22 protein-coding genes and 2 pseudogenes are annotated in these 20,300 nt (G+C 26.2%); 15 read left to right on the forward strand and 9 right to left on the reverse strand.

Features of this window, described 5'->3' with window-relative positions:
• The first annotated feature begins 15 nt into the window (after nucleotides 1-15).
• Nucleotides 16-3,162, forward strand: a complete 3,147-nt coding sequence (locus V2E26_RS03015; protein ID WP_330463404.1) for a type I restriction endonuclease subunit R — start codon at nucleotides 16-18, stop codon at nucleotides 3,160-3,162.
• A 48-nt stretch (nucleotides 3,163-3,210) separates the two neighbouring features.
• On the opposite strand, the gene V2E26_RS03020 is transcribed toward V2E26_RS03015, so the two are convergent.
• Nucleotides 3,211-4,998 (reverse strand): S41 family peptidase, encoded by a 1,788-nt coding sequence (locus tag V2E26_RS03020; protein ID WP_330463405.1) that lies wholly within the window; start codon nucleotides 4,996-4,998, stop codon nucleotides 3,211-3,213.
• 377 nt (nucleotides 4,999-5,375) lie between these two features.
• Here V2E26_RS03020 and infC point away from each other — a divergent pair, with 377 nt between their 5' ends.
• From infC to V2E26_RS03050, 8 genes and pseudogenes are all read left to right on the forward strand, one after another.
• Nucleotides 5,376-5,990 carry a translation initiation factor IF-3 gene (gene infC, locus V2E26_RS03025; protein WP_330463707.1) on the forward strand — a complete coding sequence of 205 codons (615 nt, stop codon included), beginning with the start codon at nucleotides 5,376-5,378 and terminating at the stop codon, nucleotides 5,988-5,990.
• Nucleotide 5,991: 1 nt separating this feature from the next.
• Nucleotides 5,992-6,180 carry a 50S ribosomal protein L35 gene (rpmI, locus tag V2E26_RS03030; RefSeq protein ID WP_004416337.1) on the forward strand — a complete coding sequence of 63 codons (189 nt, stop codon included), beginning with the start codon at nucleotides 5,992-5,994 and terminating at the stop codon, nucleotides 6,178-6,180.
• Nucleotides 6,181-6,205: 25 nt separating this feature from the next.
• On the forward strand, nucleotides 6,206-6,565 hold the full coding sequence (rplT, locus tag V2E26_RS03035) for a 50S ribosomal protein L20 (RefSeq protein ID WP_330463406.1): 360 nt from the start codon (nucleotides 6,206-6,208) through the stop codon (nucleotides 6,563-6,565).
• Nucleotides 6,566-6,767: 202 nt separating this feature from the next.
• Complete coding sequence (locus tag V2E26_RS03040) at nucleotides 6,768-8,162, forward strand: DUF2179 domain-containing protein (protein ID WP_330463407.1); 1,395 nt, start codon at nucleotides 6,768-6,770, stop codon at nucleotides 8,160-8,162.
• A gap of 126 nt (nucleotides 8,163-8,288) precedes the next feature.
• Nucleotides 8,289-8,411: pseudogene (locus V2E26_RS03135) on the forward strand (N-6 DNA methylase); the annotation flags it as partial.
• Nucleotides 8,412-8,458: 47 nt separating this feature from the next.
• Nucleotides 8,459-8,596, forward strand: coding sequence for an Eco57I restriction-modification methylase domain-containing protein (locus V2E26_RS03140; RefSeq protein WP_407942415.1), 138 nt, complete (start codon nucleotides 8,459-8,461; stop codon nucleotides 8,594-8,596).
• 7 nt (nucleotides 8,597-8,603) lie between these two features.
• On the forward strand, nucleotides 8,604-9,086 hold the full coding sequence (locus tag V2E26_RS03045; RefSeq protein ID WP_407942408.1) for an Eco57I restriction-modification methylase domain-containing protein: 483 nt from the start codon (nucleotides 8,604-8,606) through the stop codon (nucleotides 9,084-9,086).
• 25 nt (nucleotides 9,087-9,111) lie between these two features.
• Nucleotides 9,112-9,291 carry a hypothetical protein gene (locus V2E26_RS03050; protein WP_330463409.1) on the forward strand — a complete coding sequence of 60 codons (180 nt, stop codon included), beginning with the start codon at nucleotides 9,112-9,114 and terminating at the stop codon, nucleotides 9,289-9,291.
• Between the two features lie 18 nt (nucleotides 9,292-9,309).
• On the opposite strand, the gene V2E26_RS03055 is transcribed toward V2E26_RS03050, so the two are convergent.
• From V2E26_RS03055 to V2E26_RS03065, 3 genes are all read right to left on the reverse strand, one after another.
• Nucleotides 9,310-9,879, reverse strand: coding sequence for a hypothetical protein (locus tag V2E26_RS03055; RefSeq protein WP_330463410.1), 570 nt, complete (start codon nucleotides 9,877-9,879; stop codon nucleotides 9,310-9,312).
• Between the two features lie 185 nt (nucleotides 9,880-10,064).
• Nucleotides 10,065-10,529: an RpiB/LacA/LacB family sugar-phosphate isomerase gene (locus tag V2E26_RS03060; RefSeq protein WP_330463411.1), complete on the reverse strand. Its 465-nt coding sequence runs from the start codon at nucleotides 10,527-10,529 to the stop codon at nucleotides 10,065-10,067.
• Nucleotide 10,530: 1 nt separating this feature from the next.
• Nucleotides 10,531-10,998, reverse strand: coding sequence for a Sua5/YciO/YrdC/YwlC family protein (locus tag V2E26_RS03065; protein ID WP_330463412.1), 468 nt, complete (start codon nucleotides 10,996-10,998; stop codon nucleotides 10,531-10,533).
• A gap of 46 nt (nucleotides 10,999-11,044) precedes the next feature.
• On the opposite strand from V2E26_RS03065, the gene mutM reads away from it, so the two are divergent.
• The 5 genes and pseudogenes from mutM (at nucleotide 11,045) to V2E26_RS03090 (ending at nucleotide 15,337) form a co-directional block, all read left to right on the forward strand.
• The gene (mutM, locus tag V2E26_RS03070; RefSeq protein ID WP_330463413.1) at nucleotides 11,045-11,869 is read left to right on the forward strand and encodes a DNA-formamidopyrimidine glycosylase; all 825 of its coding nucleotides are present in this window, start codon (nucleotides 11,045-11,047) and stop codon (nucleotides 11,867-11,869) included.
• Between the two features lie 3 nt (nucleotides 11,870-11,872).
• Nucleotides 11,873-12,118: a Smr/MutS family protein gene (locus V2E26_RS03075; RefSeq protein ID WP_330463414.1), complete on the forward strand. Its 246-nt coding sequence runs from the start codon at nucleotides 11,873-11,875 to the stop codon at nucleotides 12,116-12,118.
• Between the two features lie 125 nt (nucleotides 12,119-12,243).
• Nucleotides 12,244-13,221 carry a DHH family phosphoesterase gene (locus tag V2E26_RS03080; protein WP_330463415.1) on the forward strand — a complete coding sequence of 326 codons (978 nt, stop codon included), beginning with the start codon at nucleotides 12,244-12,246 and terminating at the stop codon, nucleotides 13,219-13,221.
• On the forward strand, nucleotides 13,208-14,200 hold the full coding sequence (locus tag V2E26_RS03085) for a DHH family phosphoesterase (protein ID WP_330463416.1): 993 nt from the start codon (nucleotides 13,208-13,210) through the stop codon (nucleotides 14,198-14,200). Before V2E26_RS03080 ends, V2E26_RS03085 begins: the two co-directional genes overlap by 14 nt.
• 139 nt (nucleotides 14,201-14,339) lie before the next feature.
• Nucleotides 14,340-15,337 (forward strand): annotated as a pseudogene (locus V2E26_RS03090) (IS30 family transposase).
• Nucleotides 15,338-15,515: 178 nt separating this feature from the next.
• On the opposite strand, the gene V2E26_RS03100 reads toward V2E26_RS03090, so the two are convergent.
• Nucleotides 15,516-16,160: a hypothetical protein gene (locus tag V2E26_RS03100; protein WP_330463419.1), complete on the reverse strand. Its 645-nt coding sequence runs from the start codon at nucleotides 16,158-16,160 to the stop codon at nucleotides 15,516-15,518.
• On the reverse strand, nucleotides 16,147-17,163 hold the full coding sequence (locus V2E26_RS03105) for a nicotinate phosphoribosyltransferase (RefSeq protein ID WP_330463420.1): 1,017 nt from the start codon (nucleotides 17,161-17,163) through the stop codon (nucleotides 16,147-16,149). Before V2E26_RS03105 ends, V2E26_RS03100 begins: the two co-directional genes overlap by 14 nt.
• Nucleotides 17,164-17,281: 118 nt before the next feature.
• On the opposite strand from V2E26_RS03105, the gene V2E26_RS03110 reads away from it, so the two are divergent.
• On the forward strand, nucleotides 17,282-17,665 hold the full coding sequence (locus tag V2E26_RS03110; RefSeq protein WP_330463421.1) for a hypothetical protein: 384 nt from the start codon (nucleotides 17,282-17,284) through the stop codon (nucleotides 17,663-17,665).
• Nucleotides 17,666-17,689: 24 nt separating this feature from the next.
• Here the strand turns inward: V2E26_RS03110 and yidC are convergent, their stop codons facing one another.
• Genes yidC through rpmH form a run of 3 tightly spaced genes read right to left on the reverse strand, consistent with a single transcriptional unit; the run spans nucleotide 17,690 to nucleotide 20,230 of the window.
• Complete coding sequence (yidC, locus tag V2E26_RS03115; RefSeq protein WP_330463422.1) at nucleotides 17,690-19,741, reverse strand: membrane protein insertase YidC; 2,052 nt, start codon at nucleotides 19,739-19,741, stop codon at nucleotides 17,690-17,692.
• Nucleotides 19,725-20,057, reverse strand: coding sequence for a ribonuclease P protein component (gene rnpA / locus V2E26_RS03120; protein ID WP_330463423.1), 333 nt, complete (start codon nucleotides 20,055-20,057; stop codon nucleotides 19,725-19,727). The genes yidC and rnpA overlap by 17 nt, the downstream gene beginning before the upstream one ends.
• Nucleotides 20,058-20,083: 26 nt before the next feature.
• Complete coding sequence (gene rpmH / locus V2E26_RS03125; protein WP_002881399.1) at nucleotides 20,084-20,230, reverse strand: 50S ribosomal protein L34; 147 nt, start codon at nucleotides 20,228-20,230, stop codon at nucleotides 20,084-20,086.
• Nucleotides 20,231-20,300 lie beyond the last annotated feature (70 nt).

Consider the following 20,300-nt stretch of genomic DNA (forward strand, 5'->3'; position numbering starts at 1 on the left):
TAACAGGAGATAAATATGGAAAAACAAGCATTAGCATTTAATGATACTTCAACAGTTATTGCTGAATTTTTCAGTGAAAAAGCAAAAACTTCTACTTATTTTGAATCAGAAGCATCGCTAGAGGAACAATTAATTAAGAAATTAGTTTCTCAAGGATATGAATATTTGAAAATTAAAGATAAAGATTCATTAATGCAAAATCTAAGGGTACAAATTGAAAAATTAAATAACTTTCAATTTAGTGACAACGAATGGAATCGTTTTATTCATTCATATCTTTTGAATAAAAATAATACTCTAGAAGATTATTCTGATATTGTTCAAAATAACTATATTTATACTCTTGAATTAGATGATAATAAAGGTAATAAAAATATAAAAATAATTGATAAAAAAAATATACATAATAATAGCTTGCAAGTGATTAATCAATATTCAATCACAAGTGAAAAAAACGTTTCAAATAGATACGATGTCTCAATTTTAGTAAATGGTCTTCCACTTGTTCATATTGAATTAAAACGGCGTGGAATTGATTTAAGAGAGGCTTTTAATCAAATTGAACGATATAAAAATGAAACAATGTTTGAAAATGACAATTTATTCTTATTTACTCAAATATTCGTTATTTCAAACGGAACTTATACAAAGTATTATTCTAATACTACTCGTGAGTCATCAATTAAAGCAAGATACAATGCAAATTCTAAGAATAAAAAGACTTCAAATTCGTTTAAATTTACAATTCATTGATCTGATTCAAAAAATAATAGAATTAATGATTTATTAGATTTCACACAAACATTTTTCTCGAGACACACAATTTTAAACATTTTAACTAAATACTGCGTTTTAACTGTTGATAAAGTTTTATTAATTTTAAGACCATACCAAATTGTTGCAACCGAAAAAATAATTAATAGAATCAATGTTTCTCTATCTTCTCCGGAAAAATTAGGAACAACATCTTCGGGTGGATTTATTTGACATACAACCGGTTCTGGTAAAACGCTTACATCGTTTAAAACTTCAATGCTTGCAAAAGATATTGAAGGTGTTGATAAAGTCTTTTTTATCGTTGATAGAAAAGATTTGGATTATCAAACAATGAAAGAATATGAAAGATATAGCAAGGGTTGTGTTGTTTCTAATACTAATTCATATAAGTTAAAAGAAAATATTGAAAACGACGAACAAAAAATAATTATTACAACAATTCAAAAACTTAATGTTTTTATTAAAAATAATAAAAAAACAGGACACCCTATTTTTAATAAGAATGTAGTTTTAATTTTTGATGAATGTCACCGTTCTCAATTTGGTGTTTTTCAAGAAAACATAAGTAAAAAATCATTCAAAAAATATATGCTTTTTGGGTTTACAGGAACACCAATTTTTCCTCAAAATAGTTTGGATAAATATGATGCTCATAATAAAAAAACAACTAAAGAAGTATTTGGTGATTGTTTGCACACATATACAATTGAAAAAGCTGTTAAGGATGGTAATGTTTTACCATTTAGAATTGAATATATTAATACAATAAAAGCAAAACAAGAAATAGAAGATAAAGAAGTACCAGGAATCTTAAAATTAGAAGTTTTGGAAAATAAACAAAGAATTTCTAAAATAGTAAAATGAATTTTATTAAATTATGACCGTTTAACAAAAAGAAATAAAGATTATATAAAAATTATTAAAACAACTAATATTTCTGAATTATCTATAATCAAAAACAATGGGCAAAAGAAAGAAATAAGACAAGAATCGGTAATTAATGGTTTTAATTCAATCCTTGCTTGTTCTTCTATTAATGCAGCTAAAATTTATTACGAAGAATTTAAAAAACAACAACAAAATCTTCCTGAAGAGCAAAAATTAAAAATTGGATTGATATATAGTTTTGCTCCAAACGAACAAACTATTGAAAATTATAGTGGATTATTAGATGATGAAAATAATGAAAGTGTAGATGAATTAGACCAAAGTTCAAAAGATTTTCTTGAATATGCAATATCAGATTATAACAAAATGTTTAATGTAAATTATTCAACAAGTAGCGACAACTTCAATAATTTTTATAAAGATTTTAGTCTTCGTTTAAAAAATAGAGAATTAGATATAGCAATAGTTGTAAATATGTTTTTAACTGGTTTCGATTCAACTACATTAAATACATTATGACTAGATAAAAGATTAATTTATCATGGTTTATTACAAGCTATGTCTAGAACGAATAGAATTCTAAATGAAGTAAAGTCAAATGGAAATATAGTTTGTTTTTCAACCAATGAAGCTTCTGTTAATAAAACTATCGAATTATTTACCGATGAAAATAACTTGTATTCTTTAATGATATGTAAAACATTCTTTGAATATTACAATGGTTTTTTGGATGAAAAAGGAAGAAAAAAAGATGGTTATATCCACTTTGTTACAAGGTTGAAAGAAAAGTTTCCTAACCACGAACTTGATAAATTCAAAAACGAAAAAGACGAAGAGGAATTTATTAAGATTTTTAGTGAAATACTACGTTTTAGAAATTTATTATTACAATTTGAAGAATTTGAAAATGATCAATCATTAACACAATTTGAACTACAAAATTATCAAAGTACTTATCTAGAATTAGAAAATAAATATAAAAACAAGAAAAGACAACAAAGTGAAAGCATTTTAAATGATTTAGTTTTTGAAATTGAATTAATAAAATCAGTAGATATAAACATTACATACATTTTGGATATAATTGCAAAATCATTAGTCAATACAACTAAAATAATAAAAGATAAATTTCAAACTGCCATTAAATCAAGTCCTAACCTTAGATCAAAAAAGGAATTAATTGAGCTATTTTTAAGTAAGATTAATTCAAAAATTGATGATAATGAAAAAGTTAATATTTATGAATACTGAACAGAATTTAATATTCAACAAAAACAAGAATATTTAAACAAAATTGTTGATAATCTAAATTTAGATAAAGAAAAAACATATAAATTTATGGAACAACAATTTAAGAATGGTTATTTTAATGATATAGGTACAAATATTGCTGATTTAATGAAATCAAAAATAACCCTTTTTGGTAATCAAAGAAAAGATTCAATAACTGTAATTATTAATGAATTAAAAGACTATTTTTATAAATTTATAAATTAGTTTAATATTAAAAACGTGCCCAAATTAATCAGGCACGTTTTTAATATATTATTCAGTTGCAGCAGGATATGCTTTATCTAAAATTTCATTGATTTTTTCATCGTTGTAGAAATCTTCATATTCTAATTCAATATCAGGTGTAATACCACTTTCGATTTCTCTATTGTCTTCGCCATGAACGGCATTATTTGGAGAGCTGATTGTTATTGTAGTTCCATCCATTAAAGAAATAGGCATTATAGCTGACATACCGCCACCTGTTTTTTTACCAATGATTTTTGCAATTCCCATTTCTTTTACAATACTTGCAAGTTGGTTAGCAGCACTAAATGTATTTAAACCAACAAGTAGATTTCAGTTATATTGTGTATATGCATCATTATCATAATTGCCATCACCATCAGTATCAACTTTTGATTTACTTAAATCAGCTCTTCTATTTAGAATATCAAATTCACGGTTTAAAATTTCTTTATCAGTCATAAAACCTAATGTTCTAATCATTGAATAAACTGATCCACCACCATTTATTGCAAGATCCAATACAACATGTTTAATTTCTGGTTTTTTCTTAAGTTCACTCATTAAATGACGCATCAAGAAGTATGTGTCGTATTGTCATGCTTCATCACTTTCGATTTCTTCTTTTGTTCCATCTTGGAATTCAAGCAATGTTACAAAAGCTGTATTGCCGTGATATCTTATAAAGTCATCTGGTCCAAATTGTGAAACTTTTTTATTGAATTTCTTTTCAAATGCACTAATTAATTTTCTTTCATTTTTTTCAAAATCAATACGGTATTGTCCATAATCTCTTGGGGCAACTAATCTTTCACCTATAGTTCTATGTCATTCTTGTTCGTGATATGAAAATGAATTTAAATTTGTGTGTAATTCATTTAATTGTTTGTGGAAGATATTAACGTATGCTTCATTAAAATCATCTGGGTTTGTAGATAATAATTTTTCTTTATCTTCTTTTGAAATATATGATTCAAACGATTGCATTTGTTTATAGTGTTTTAAGCCATAAAAATTATCCATTGTAAATGCTAAATGGTTAAAGTTTGCTTGACGTTCTTCTACTGTGATTTCGCCATTTCTTTTTTCTTCGTTTCCTCTAATTCTTTCTCTTTCTTCATCTTCAAGAACTCCTCAAGAATCAAAGCCAGCTTCAAGGTTTGTAAATGTTAAACCATTGAAATATGTATTATTAAATGTTTGACTTAAAAATAATGTATTGAATACAGCAAATGGAACTAATACTTTTTTATTATTAAAAGCAATGTCCATATCGTACTTGCCTAGATCAAAAGTAACTCCTTCGTTATCTAAGTTTCTACTTTCATAATTAACTTCTAGGAATTGATCACCATCAGTTAGTTCCTGAGGTTTTAAAATTTCATAGAAAAATGACGTATTTGTTGTATGAATTGTGTTTTTCTCTCAATTTATTGTTAAAGTATTTAAGATTTCTCCCGTTTCTGTTTTTGAAGAATATGTTTTAGTTTTTTCTTTTTCATTTACTTCAACACTAAATGAATCTAAATTTATCAAACCATCTAAAGCATTTAAAAATTCATCAATTTCAATATAAACTGTTTTTGATTTATCATCTTTTATTTTATATGCTGATAAATTACTTTTTTCTCTAATGGTATATTCTGGATTGTAATTTTTGAATGAATGCTTTGAAATAATAACTTCTTTAAAATCATTACTATTTTTTTTATTTGAATTTGTACATGCACACGACACAACTGCACCAGGAAGTAATGAAGCTCCTGAAATTGCTAAAGCATATGCTAGTAATTTTGATTTTTTAATTTTACTCATAAATTTCCTTTTATCTTATCCTTATGATTTACATAATATTACTTTTTTAAAAATAAAGATAAAAAAAGTAATAAAAATTTATACATACGATGTATAAAAGAAATATTAATGGTTATTTTTTAAAAAATAAAGGCTTAATTTAAGTAATTTGAATCGAATAAACGCATTTTTTAAAAACTAATGAATATTTTTAATAACAAACAAAATAAATATATTTTTTATAGTATAATATAATCGCTTTTAATAGCAATAAGTAGATTCATTTCTCACCTTAGTGATTTTTTGCTGGGTCGCTACAATAAAGAATATTTTTAATATTTGATGTAGTTTTTGGGAAGTGGTCTAAACCACTTTTTATTTATTTTAAGGAGGAAGTTATACAAAAAAATAACTCAAACTTTGCAAACAATCAAAGTAAAAAACCAAAATCAGAACACGTAGTTAATAATGATATACCTTACAAAAAAGTTTTTGTCCTAGGTCCAGAAAATGAAAAAATAGGTGTTTTAACAAAAGAAGAAGCAATTGATAAAGCATCAGAATACAAAATGGATTTAGTTCTTATCTCAATTGAAAATAATAAGCCAATTACTAGAATAATTGATTATGGTAAATTCAAATACGATAAGAAAAAGAAACAAAAAGCTGTTAAGGAAAAACAATCTGTAACAATTAACCGTGAAATAAGATTGACCCCATTAATTGGTCAACACGATCTTGAAACAAAAGCTAGAAAAGCTAGAGAATTTATCTTAGATGGTAACCGTGTTAAGGTATCTGTTAAATTTAGAGGTAGAGAACGTAGTAGAACAGAATTGGGTGAAGATATCTTAAATAAGTTTTATATTTTAGTAGAAGATATTGCAAAGGTTTCAAAGGAAGCAACTTTAGTAAATGAACGTTTCTTGGATATGTACATCGAAAAAGACAAGAAGAAAGTTGAAGCCTTAAATAAGAAAAATAACGAACCTTCACAAGAACAAGGAGAATAACATGCCAAAAATGAAAACCAAAAGCGGTTTGAAAAAAAGAATCAAAATAACTGCAACAGGTAAAGTTAAACGTGGAAATGCATACCGTTCACATTTAGCTCAAAACAAAACAACAAAACAAAAACGTCAATCTCGTAAATCATCAACTCTATCAGCATCTGATTTCAAGAGATACAAAGAATTAATTTAATTTTATATTTTAGAAAGGAAACAATATGCGTACAAGAGGCGGAGTAGTTACAAGAAGAAGACGTGCAAAATGATTAAAACTTGCTAAAGGTTACTGAGGACACAAGTCAATCGGTTATAAGGTTGCAAAACAAGCTGTTGTTAAATCATGAACATACGCTTTTAGAGACAGAAAACAAGTTAAACGTGAATTTAGAAAACTATGAATAGCACGTATTAATGCAGCTTCAAGAATTAATGGTATTACATACTCAAGATTAATTGAAGGATTAAAACAAGCAAATATTAATATTAATAGAAAAATGCTTTCAGAACTAGCAATTAACTATCCACAATCATTTGCTTCAATAGTTGAAACAGCTAAAAAAGCTTTATCATCAAAATAATTTAAAATTCAGGTACCCCTGAATTTTATTTTTTAATATTTATATTAATTTTATTAACAGTTTTTTAAATAAAAAAATTAATATTATTTTGTCTAAAAACCATTAATTTTTGAACAATAATAAAAAAAGAAAATTAATAGTTATGTATTAATACATAAAATAATTTAAATTGTGCTATTATTTTTAGCATAATTGAGGTTTTATGAGAATCCAAAGAACAAAAAGAGATAAAAAAACAATTGAATTAGCAAGAATTGAACTATCAAAAAATAACCAATTAAAATCTGAGGAATTCATTGCATTAAAAAAAGAAAACAAAAAAAGAAAACAGAAGAAATTACCTTCAAACGCACCTTATGACTTAAATCCTTACGGTGCTACATTTTTTAATGTTTGAAAAAAATTTCCTAAAAAAATGCTAATGGTTTTTATTTCAGCAATTTTATACAATGTTGCAATTGCTACTTTCTTAGCTAAGGCCGCTACTGTTGCAACAGGAGTTTCAGCATTAGTTCAAGCATTAACATTTACAGTATCTGCAACCTCCCCATATTTTGCTTACATATATTTTGGCTTTAATTTACCATTAATAATTATTTTTTGAAGGAAAAATTCGCGCCTCTTTATGATATTAACCACATATTGGCTATTATGACAAGTGGCCTTCCAATCTATTTTATTAATTGGCCCAGTGGGTCACTCGTTTGATAAGGTTTCAATATACTATATAAACTGATTGTCACCAAATGGAGGAAATTATCAAAATAGTCTTAGATCTTTAATTCCGTGAGAAGTATATGGGACATATAGCAATTCATATCGTAATTTGTTTGAATGATCAAGACCTGAATTTATAGACGGAATTTATTACTTTAAAAATAATGCATTAGAAGTCGCTGTGTCTAAAGAGCTTGGTTATATTAAATATATAACTGAAGTTCAATTTGAGCAACTTATGAAATTTAAAGATATGATTAGTCGAGGTTTCGCAAACCCAACATGACCTATAATTGTTTATGCAGTTATTGGTGCTGGAATGGCTGGAGTAGCAGGTGGTATAGCTTGAAAAAATTCAGCTTCAACAGCCGGCGGAGATTTTATAGTTTATTATGTATCAAGAGTAAAACAAAAAAGCGTTGGCCACATTTCAACTATAGTTGCCTTAATATTTGGCGCTTTTTCGATCACAACAATAACAATAGTTGAATTACTTGGAGTTTCACCTGATAGACCATTTAACGCCGCTGGATTATTATTAAGAGTTTTATGTTCAATTTCATATGTATTTATTTACATTTCATTTATAGAGTTAATATTCCCTAAATATCGTAAGATTAGACTTGAAATCTATACCAAAACTCCTGAGAAGATTATTGAAAGATTCAAACTTATTAGATATTGACATGGTTATAATATTGATAAATTGATTTCAGGATATACAGATACCGAAACTGTTAGAATAGAAACATTTGCACTTTATTTAGAACAAAATTTAATAAAAAATGAAATTCTTTTAGCCGATCCTAATGCATGAATAACAGTTACAAAGGTTCATAATATAATTGGTAAATTTGATACCTCAAAAGTAGAATCATAAAAAGAAAAAGCTATCCACTAAATGTGTTTAGCTTATTTTTTTATCTGTTTTATCTGCTTGTTATTTCTAAAAGTTTAATATAATAATGATAAAAAAAGCGAAAATAAAGATTATAAAAAACAAAAACTAGGCCAAGTTTTTACACCCGATTTTATAGTTGAAAAAATGATAAATTTGATTGGCAATAAAAACCCAGAAGTAATATTGGAACCATCATCAGGAAATGGCAATTTTATTTTCCCTTACTAAATAAATTTAAACATTCTAAAGTAATTGGTATCGAAATTGATAAGAATATTGCTCACAAAAATTCAATAATTGATTCATATTTTAATAATAAAATTCAAGCAGACATAATAATAGGTAATCCTCCATATGTTGATTTCAAAAATATTGGTGAAGAAATAAAAAAAAGAAACACAATTATTACATAAACCTAATTTGTATATGTTTTTTGTTGAAAAAGCATTAAAAGATCTAAAAGAAAATGGAGAACTTATTTTTATTGTACCTAATTCATTATTGACAAATACAAGTAATAAAAATATAATTAAAAATATATTTGATAACTATTCAATAACATATTGAGAATTAATTCCTGAAAACGTTTGAGAAAATGCATCAGTCTCAACTGCTATTATAAAAATTGTAAAATGCAAAAACCATCCAGAAAAATTAAAATATTATTTCAATAATGGAAAAATTTTTTTTGGTTCAAAAATAAAGTGAGATCAAAAAATTGAAGTAAAAGTAGGTGGAGCTTCAAGGTTTAATTTTTTACTCCAGCCCGGTAAAAGTGAGTTTGTTTTTTCAGAAACTGAAAGAACTGGAAAAACAAAATTTATAAATTATGAGCCTGAAAAATGCATTCGACCTGTTCCAAAATCTCCATCAAATTTTCATTCAAATTTTTGTAAATGCTAAAACAAGAAATAAGAAACCATTTTATATGTTGAATAGCTTAAAAGAAAATGAATTTATAAATTATGATGCTTCTGTGATTTGTATTTATACATTTGGTACAAAAAAAGAAGCTGATGAGCTTCTAAATTTATTAAATGATTATGATTGATCTTTGGCGGGAATTAAAAATGATGGTAGATTTCATTTTTCCCCAATCAATTATTAAAAGTGTGTTTCATTTAAATTAGCCTTCTATATCTTTGAAAATATCGCAAAATTCAAAATAAAGTTTTGCCCTATTTTTTGCACTTTTAAAAAACGATTTCATAATAATTTGTTTGGATTCTTCAAAACTTCTTGAAGTTTTTATTTTATTTTTATTTCAGTCACATTGAAAAGGAAGATTATTTCCATTTGAAATAAATTCTTTTATTCTTTTTAAAGAATTGTAGTATATATCTTTTATATTCTTTTTATTTATAATTAGAAAATAATAGTCCCTCTCATTTTCTTTGATGTCGTTATATAATTTAATTAAAAATTTCGATCAGTTTATCTCGTTTGAAAAATTGGGTATGCTACCAGTTAATGCAAAATATATACCTAATTTACAGTTTAAATTATCATTTCCAATTAAATTTGATAGTTTAATATTAATTGGGCAGTAAATATCATCATTATTTGAATGTATTAATAGATCATATCACTCTCTAATGCTTGGTATCTTTGCGTATAGATTATTTTGCCTTAAATAAGAAGTTATTTTTTCATTATTTGCCGAATCAACACGGCCGTCATTATTTTGATTATACAAAACTAAATTACTTTGTTCAAGATTTTCTATAATAATTTCTAATATTTCATCCTTTTTTTCATATACAAATAATTATATTTAAAATAAAGTTTTAAAATAAATTAAATAGTCTTAAAATGAGCAAATATTATCCAACAACTTTTTTTATTTTAATTCTTTAATTGAAATAAAAAAAGTAGCAAATGCTACTCATCTTGCCCGATTTCATCTAATCTATTAATACGTGCTATATGTCTTCCACCTTCAAATTCCGTATTTTCTCATGTATGGAACATATTTTGAACTTGTGAAGGATCTAATAATCTTCCACCCATACATAGAATGTTTGAATTATTATGAGCCTTTGATAGTCTTGCTTCTTCTTCGTTTGTAACTCTAGCACATCTTATATTTTTGAATCTATTTAAAGCCATTGAAATTCCAATGCCTGAACCACAAAAGGCAACAAATTTTGTATTATCATTGTTTAAATCTTTTTTAACTTCTTTAGCAAATTCAGCTCCAACTTCAGCATATGAAATTGATTCAACAGAATTTTTTGATCCAAAAAGCTCTACCTCATATCCTTCTTCTTGTAATCTTTTTGCTAGCTCAATTTTTCCTTCGTGTCCAGCATGGTCACTTGTTATTTTAACTTTTGTTTTATTCATATTAACTCCTTAATATTTCACCGTCTTCAACTCTTATGATCTTACTTGGTTGTTGAGACATTGTACCAAAATTATATATGTTTGTAATTTCAGGAAATATAATTTTAGCATTTTCTATTGTTTTGCAAACAGGTGCATTAGATAAATTACAACTAGACATATAAACAGGTCCGTTTTTTTCCAAATATTCTAAAAATAATTTTTGGTTGGGCATTCTAAATCCTTGATCATTTACAACTAGAGTTACTGCTCCTGGTCAATATTTTTTAGCCAATTTTTCTGCTTCTTGATTCCATTGTGGGAATTTTCTTGCTTGTTTAATTGAAGAAACTAAAATGATAATTTTTTTATTTCTGTCTCTTCCCTTAATTTCATATATTAAGTTTTCGGTATTATTATCAACTGGACCGCCGATTCCTAGAATAGTATCTGTTGTTGAAATAAATAGTTTATTATATTTGTTAGTCATAAATTTATTATACCAAGTTAAAAATATAAAAGTATATAATAATACTATGCCTGAATTACCAGAAGTAAGAGTTGTTGTTAAAAATTTAAATGAGAATATTCTAAATAAAAAAATTAAATATATTGAAGTGGTAAAAGAAAAAATATTCAAAGAAAAACCAATCAATGAATTTAGAAAATCTTTGGAAAACGCAACAATTAAAAGTATTGAAAATAAAGGAAAACACATTGTTTTCATATTTGATAATGATTACGTTTTAATTTCACATTTAAGAATGGAAGGTAAGTACAAATATTATTCTAATAAAACAGAAAATCATAAACATTTAATGACTAAATTTATATTTACTGATGACACAGAATTACACTATTTGGATAGTAGAATGTTTGGTACTTTTCATTTAAGAACAATACAAAATTATGATTCAATATTACCCTTATCTAAATTAGGAAATGAACCTCAAGATGTTGACTTGGATGAATTATTTAAAAAACTTCAAAAATCAACAACTTCAATTAAAACAAAATTACTGGATCAAACCTATGTTTTAGGACTTGGAAATATTTATGTTGATGAAGCTTTGTTTGCTTCGAAAGTTCATCCTTTGAGTAATTCAAATAAAATACCAAAAAATAAACTTAAAGAAATTCTAGATAATTCATTTAAGATAATGGAAAAAAGTTATTTACATGGTGGATCAACAATTCATACATATGAAAGCTTTAATAATAAAAGTGGCAATTATCAAGATTATTTATTAATTCATAATGATAAAATAAAAACATGTTTGGTATGTAAAAACAAAACATCTAAGATTAAAGTAAATGGCCGTGGTACTTATTTATGTAATAAATGTCAGGTGGTTTATTAGGTTATGTCTTTTAATTCATTTACCATTGATTTACATGGACAAACTACTGACGAAGCAACTGCAACTATTTTAAATGCTTTATTCAGTTTTGAACAGGATGAATATTTAGAATATTTTGACATTATCACTGGCAATGGTACTGGTGCTTTGAAGTTTGTGGCCGAAAATTTATTAATTGAAGAAAAATATTCTTTTTCATATTTAAATAACAACCACAGTGTTATTAGAGTTTATAAGAAATGATATTAAGGCAAGAAATAATAATTTCTTGTTTTTTTATTTTTAAAATAAAAATTAATAAAAAGGTATTTTATATAATTATTTATAAATAAATAACCAACAGAAATTTAATATATTAATTTATAGGAGAAATTATGGCAAAAAATACTTGAGAAATTGCTAAGAAGGCAATCGAATCTCATGATAATATTTTTATTTTTCATCATAGAAGACCAGATGGAGACTGTTTAGGTTCTCAGTTTGGATTAAGAGAATTAATTAGAACAAATTATCCAGAAAAAAATGTTTATGTTTTTGGTGATACAGGCGGAATTTTCCCATTTTTTGAATGAGACTTCGATAAATTTGAAGACGTTCCAAAAAAACATTTTGAAAATTCGCTTGGTGTTGTGGTTGATGCCAACTCATCAAATCGTATTCAATTTGCTGAATATATTCTAGATAAAAATTTCACTCATATGTTAAGAATTGATCACCACCCAGTTGATCCAGATATCAATTACGACTACACTTGAGAAGATGCAACATTTGCAGCCGCAGCTGAACAAATAGGTTACATTGCAATGAAGGCAAAATGAAAAGTAACAACAAAGGCAGCAAAATATACATATTTAGGAATTAATACTGACTCAGGAAGATTTCAATATGAATACGTAGTTCAAAGAACATTCGATGTTATGTCTTATTTACACAAAGACAATGACTTTAGAGTATGAGATGTAAACTTTGATCTTTCAAAAAGAGATGAAAGAAAAGTTAGATTTGCAGCTTATGTTTTATTAAACTATAAGAGCGAAGGTAAAGTGCTTTATTTCCATGTTACAAAGAGAATTCAAAAGAAATTTAATCTCGCAGATAACGAAGCAAATGACGTAAATATTCTTGCAAACATTGGTGATTGTAAAATTTGAGTTCTATTTATCGATGAACCAGACGGAAACATTAGAGCTCGTGTTAGATCAAATGGTATTTGAATAAACCATATTTGTGAAAAATACAAACCAGGTGGTGGGCACGAAGTTGCAGCTGGGGCAAGTTGTCGTTCAAAAGCGGATATGAAATCATTAATCGAAGACTTAAAGGCTGAGGTTATAAAACATGATAGAGATTAATGAAGAAAGAAAAAAAATATTTCAAGAAATTGAAAACAAAATTAAAAAATACAAAAATATAGTAATCTTTCACCATATTAGACCAGATGGAGACTGTTTAGGTTCTCAATTTGGATTAAAGCATTTAATTCTTGAAAACTTTGAAGGTAAAAATGTTTATACAATAGGTGATACAAAAGGAATTTATCCATATCTTGAATTTCCTATGGATAAATTAGAAAATAAGAAACTTGAAAACTCATTAGCTATCATAGTTGATGCAAATTTCAAAGAAAGACTTGAATGTAGAGAATATTTAGATAATAATATTTTTGATGAGGTAATAAGAATTGATCACCACCCTAATGATGATGATTTAAATGCTTCATTAGTTTGAGTAGACCGTTATTCTCCAGCAGCTGCTCAACAAGTAGCAGAAATTGCATATGTACTAGATTGAAAAGTTAATTCTCAGGCAGCGACATATCTATATCTTGGAATTTATACAGATTCAGTAAGATTAACAACAAATTTAACAAATCATAAAACAATGTTCTTGGTCGCTTGATTATGATCGAAAAATGCGAATAAAGATTTATTGCATGAAAATATGGCTAAAAAAACATTGGAAGACATTAAAATTAATGCTTTCATTCAACAAAATATGAAGATAAATAATGGGGTCGTATCTTTTTATTTTAGTTTAGAGGATCAATTAAAATTAGGTATTACAGATCCATTAAAAGCAAATCGTCCTTTTGTTCTTGCTTCAATTGACGATAATAAAGCATGAGTATTCTTTACACAAGAAAAAGAAAACCAAATAAGATGTGAATTTAGATCAACTGGTGCTTGTGTTAGAAATGTAGCAGTAAAATGAGGCGGCGGAGGACACCATAGAGCATCTGGAGCACAAATCCAAGATAGTTCAGTTATTCCACAAATAGTTAATGATCTAGAAGAAGAAATTAAGCATTTAGAAAACTATGACAATCAATAAAAAAATAAAGGCGCCATGCCTTTATTCCTAAATTGAAAATTCAAGTGCAACACGTTTAAAGTAAAATTTAGATGTGGAACTTGAATTTTTTATATTAATTAAAAAAGAAAAAGTTCCATTGGAACGGAACGGAACTCATATGAATTATACAATAAAAAAATATAACCATTTAACAGATAATGAAAGAATAATTATTGAAAATTATTTAAAGTTAAATTATTCTCTTCGTAGGATTTCGAGATTAATCGAGCGAAGTGTTTCGACCCTAAGTAGAGAAATAAAGAGGAATACAAATAGTTTCGGAACTTATGAATTTAAACACGCTAGTTTAAAAACAAGAGAAAGATCAAGACATAAGTATTATTTTAAATTCGTGGATAACCAAAAATTCAAAAATTTTTCTAACGCTTTTTTACAAAAATATGACAAAAAGTTTTTTGGTATAAAGTCAACATATAATTTTATAAAAACTAGCACAAAACACTGTTGTCCTTCTTTAAGAACGGTTTTTAATTGAATAAACACTAATAATTGAGTTATAAAAAAGTACGATAAATTAAGACAATATTATAAAAAAGGTGGTAAAAGAACAGCATCCGTAATAAAACGGCTTGTAAAATCTGCTGATTATGTTTTTCCAATATGAACTAGACCTAAATCTATAGATTTAAGACTTGAATTTGGACACTGAGAAGCAGATCTAGTTTTAGGAAAAAGAGCCAATGGATATAATAATGTTTTAACCTTAACTGAAAGAAAAACAAGAATAGGGTTTGCAAAAATAATACAAAGCAAATCACCAAATATAATTAATTCAGAGTTAAAAAGATTATAAGAGATAATGAATTAGAAGTAAAAACAATAACAGTAGACAATGGTATTGAATTTGAAAAAATAGGTATTTTAGCCAGATGATTAAATATAAAGATTTATAGAGCTGAACCTTATGCATCTTTTCAAAGAGGCTCAAATGAACATTGAAATGGAATTTTGAGAAGAGAATTCAAAAAAGGTTTTAACTTTAATACTATAACTCAAGAAAAACTTGACTCAGTTGTTAACCAAATAAATAATATGACGCGGGAAATATTAAATTGGAAGACACCATTACAAACCTATTTAGAATATATTAAATAATTATTATTAACAAAAATTAACATAATAAAATTATGCTTATCTTCATTTGAAAAAATGAATATTTTCTATTTACTTTTTTTGATTTATTAATTTTAAAAAAATAAAATGTATAATAAAAAAAGCCCAAGGCATTGTGTTGCACTTGAACCTTCTCTTTGGGAATAAAGGCGCCATGCCTTTATTTTTTTATGAAATACTTATCATAAATATAATCGTCTGCACAATGATATATTTCTCTAATATAATCAAAATAAGTTTTATACTTTTTAAAATCGCCTTTTCAAATAAATTTCTTATTTAATGTTTTTGAAAAATCTATTACTAAATAAAGATCAAAGAAACCAAACTCTTTAATACCATCCATTATCATCTTTTGAATTAACATTCTAACTTTTGGTGTATCGATATCAATTTCTTTTTTGTAATGTTTTTTTTCTATTTGAACGAAAGCACCATAGTAAATATTAAGATTTGATATTTCTTTATTATATTGATCTAAGAAAATATCATTAACTTCTTTTTCTTCTTTTGTTAATATTGTTGCTTCAAATATTTTATTAACATCAATCGCTTCTTTTGAATATTTATTTTCTTGTTTTAAAATTAAGAAAATTTTTATCACTATTAAAATAAAGAATATTGTGAATATTGATCCAAATATATATGAAGCAATCATGCCACCAAAACTTATTGAACCAAACACTTTAGCTGCTGTTAAAAATAAAGTTATTCCAATAGCTAAGAACAAAAAGATAACAAAGAAACCTAATAAGTTAAATCAAAAATCTTTTTTATTATTTCTTTTTAATTTATTTTCATCCATTCAATTCTTCTCCTTTGTACTCTTTCAATTTATTATTTTTTAAATATCCTCTACCTTCTTTTGCAATAAACTTGTCATTTAATTTAGTTGCATCAGCACTAAAGTTAACTCAAATTTTTAATAATGATGCACCAACACCATAAGTATCAACGGGGGTATTTTCTTCTTCAAATTCCTTAATTCTTTTAGCATTAAATCCAGAAGAAACTGTGATTTTTACATGTTTTCCATCGTTTTTATCCAAAGCTTCTCTTAACCTTTTAACTTGATTTTGTGTAACTCCGTATTCAGCTTCACCTTCGACAAACATTTTATCTATCAATGCCTTAGAAGTATCAATTCTTACCGCTTTTAATTTGTCTTTAAAAACTTTTAAACATGCCAATGAATCTGATATAACATCGTTATGGAAATCAACAAGTGCATATAAATCATCATTTGGAAATGTTTTATGATATGCCTCTGTTGCTTTTACAACATCACCCTCAAACATTTGAATAAGCGCATGAGGCATACTGCCAAATGTTCTTTCTAGATTATGATTAGATGAAGCAAGAGTTGAGTGATTTAAAATTCCACCTACAGTCAGAGCATAAGCGTCATTTTTTTGGTTGATATAATGATCTGCTCTATCTGCCATACTTACAACATTTTTACCATTTGCAGCCTTAACTACATTATAAGCATTTGTTGCAATTGATGTTTGACGAGCTAGAATTCCATCAATTATACCTTCTCAAATTCCAAATTCATAATAGTGTCCTTCTAGTTCTAAAACAACTTCTCTGTTTTGTATTATCGAGCCTTCTTCAAGATATTTTATTTTATATCTCGAAATATCAGTATTTTTTTTAAGTAAAGATATTACTTCGTTTATTCCGCAAAGTTTAACATTGTTATGACGTTGAAAAAATTGTAAAGTTACAATTTCGTTTTTTCGATATTTTTGTGCTATTTTTTTAGTTTTAAAAAAATAAACTGAAATATAATCCTTTAATTTCATTATACCTTCTTGGGTTTAATTTATGTTATATATAGTTTAAAATAATATAATATATAAATTATATATTATTAAATTGTTAATAAATTTTAAACAATATTAATATAAAAGGAGTTATTATATGGTAGAAAATGAGAAAGCATTTAAAGATAAGGTTAAAAAAATATGTAGATTACAGTTTTCTTTTGGAATATTTTTCTTGGTATTATTAACTGGGTTTATAAGTATTTTGTTAGCTTCATATTTTAATAAAATGAGTGATTTAATAAATAAACCAGTATATATTTTGATTATGGTTTTATTTATTATAAGCATTCTATGTGTTATCGGTAATTCGATTTGAGGTATTAAATTTACTAAAGAGATAAATAATAAAACATTGAAGCTGTTATTCTTATTTTCAGCAATTTTTATAATACCTTTTATATCAATTTATTCAATATTTGCATCCGCAACATTGCTACTAAATTATTTTGAAAAAACAAAGAAAATTAAAAAACTGTAGGTTATAAAACTTACAGTTTTTTTGTTAATTATTTTTAAATAAGAAAGGTTCCAATTTATTTTTGTATCATTTTGTTTTTTGTACATAATGAACAACTAAGTGTTGAACTATTGTAAATAGACCACCAATTATTCAATAAATTTGTAACCCCGCGCTAAAGAACAACCCGAATATTGCAAATATAATAGGAATTAATATTGCTTTTTTGTTCGATTTTTTCATAGCTGCTCTTTGATATGCATCAGCCCGAAGAGATTTCTTTTTGGTCAGCTTTAATATCTTAGGCATAAATTGAGCAATTAATTGAACACCTACCGATAGAATAACGATTGGTAGATATTGTAATTCACCAATTCTAAAAATTCTAAATATTGATGTAGCAGATAATTGAACTGAATATAATGTTGCTTGTTTTATTTCAGGTGATGTAGAAATTATTCTAAATACAACAATTAATATAGGTAATGTTATAAATGATGAAATTAGCTGTGAAATAGGAGAAATTTTTTCTTTCTTATATAATTCACTAATTTCCATTTGCTTACGTTGTTGCATTTGTTTATCGCCTTTGTAAGCTTCATATTTAGCTTCTATTTTCGCTTTTTTAGCATTTAATTCTTCCATTTTAGCTGAACTGAAAACAGTTTTTGCAGTTAGGAAAAATGTTAATGTTCTAACGATAATAACTGTTATAACTAATGCTAGTACAACACTTCATCCTGTAGTTCCTAAACCTCTGATAATAGAATTCATAAATTTAGACACAGGATATACGAATATACCGTAGAAAGGTCCTTGTTGTCAATGTTCCTTATAAGACACGATTTGTTTATTTGGAACAAATGCATCAGAAGCCATTAATTTATTTTTTCAAGAATCTGGTTTGAAATTACCAGCCTCATTTATAGAAGAGAAATTATAAACACCAATTTCTTTTCCATATTGCTTATCTTCGACTAAGAAGTTAGCTCTTGTTAAATTAGTCATTAGTGAATAACTTTGCATCATTGCAGATGTAGATAGGAATAATTTATTTAATTTTTTACCTTCTTCTTCACTAATTCCCTTACTTGGTCCGACTGAATCTTTATAGCTAAGTATATATTTGTTTCACTCATTAATTAATTCATCATTTTTTAAGTTTTTTAGTTCTTCAACACTTCTTCCGTTTCTTTCAGAAATAGTAGTTGCAAAACCTGACTTATTTTTATTATCATTTACTCAAACATTAAATGATTCTGCTACCAAAGTTGTAAATATATCAGCTAATAATACACTATAAATGTTTGAACCACCAACTGAAGATAAGTCAACTTTAGACACTTCTAATTTTTTGATGTGTGAAAAGTCAGTTACAATATTTGTTTCAGTTTCTTTTTTACCATTTATTTCTATTTCTTCGTAAGTTTCATATGTTTCAAAAGCAATAGAATTTGGTAAATAAATATCAATTATTTTATTTACAGGTGTATATGTTTTGGTTCTTCCTACCCCTTTTTCATTACCGAAGTTGAAGTAGATATGGTTATTACCATTTCCATATACAACACCTCTTTTTCCGTCTTCATCTTTTATTTCGATATTTGAAATATTTTGTCAATCTTCTGGACTTGTTGAAGAAATCTTAGAATTGTCTTTTTGCTTTTGTAATTGTAAAGCAAATGTTGAGCCACCGTATATACCGTATTGTCCACCATTTTTAGCGTCTTGCTCTCTCAATGATACGATTTGTTTCTCATCTTGAAGACCTAAATATGTATTAACTACAACTCCGGAACTTTCGTTGATATTAGGAACAAAGAATTCATTTTTTTCTTTGTTTCATCTTAGTGTTGCAATATTTGGTGAAACATATTCTGCTTTAGTATATATTTCTTGACCTGAACCAACTTTTGTACCTGATTTAGTTGCAATCGACTGAACGCAACCTACCAACCCGATTGAAATGAAGAAAAATATTAAAACGATTTTAACTCATTTTCAAACCTTTTTTCAAATAACCTTAGGTTGTTTGTTTTCAGGCCTTTGGCTAATTCTAAATGATTCATAGTGTTTAGAACTATTTTTCTTTGCCATCAGTTATCCTTTCATAAATTTTATGAATAGCTAAAACTTTTTCGTCTCAGGATAAATTGAAAAAGTTTTTTCTTGCTATTACAACGGTGTCATAATTAATTTTACTAACATCCATTTTTCTTAGAATTGCCCTGATTTGATTTTTATAGTGGTTTCTTTGAACCGCATTGGCAAATTGTTTTGGAATTGAAATTCCGCATCTAAAATAGTCGGATTTATTAAAATAAATAATTAAATTTCTTGAAATGACTTGATTGTGTCCACTAAGAATTTTTTGAAATTCTCAATTTTTCTTAACAGTATTTTTTTTGTTCATAAGTTAATTAAAAGTATCAAATTGGCTTATTTTTCGTCTGATACAGTTAGTTTGTGTCTTCCCTTTGCACGTCTAGCTGCTAAAACTTTACGACCATTTTTTGTTTGCATTCTAGCCATAAAACCATGAACTTTAATGTGTTTACGTTTTTTAGGTTGATATGTTCTTTTCATAAATCTCTCCTTTTGCTTAATGTTATTAAAAATACTGTTATTATTTTACCAAAAAAGAAAAAATTATTAT

Source organism: Metamycoplasma gateae (genome assembly GCF_036352135.1).
In the GTDB taxonomy this organism is placed as follows: Bacteria; Bacillota_I; Bacilli_A; order Mycoplasmatales; family Metamycoplasmataceae; genus Metamycoplasma; species Metamycoplasma gateae.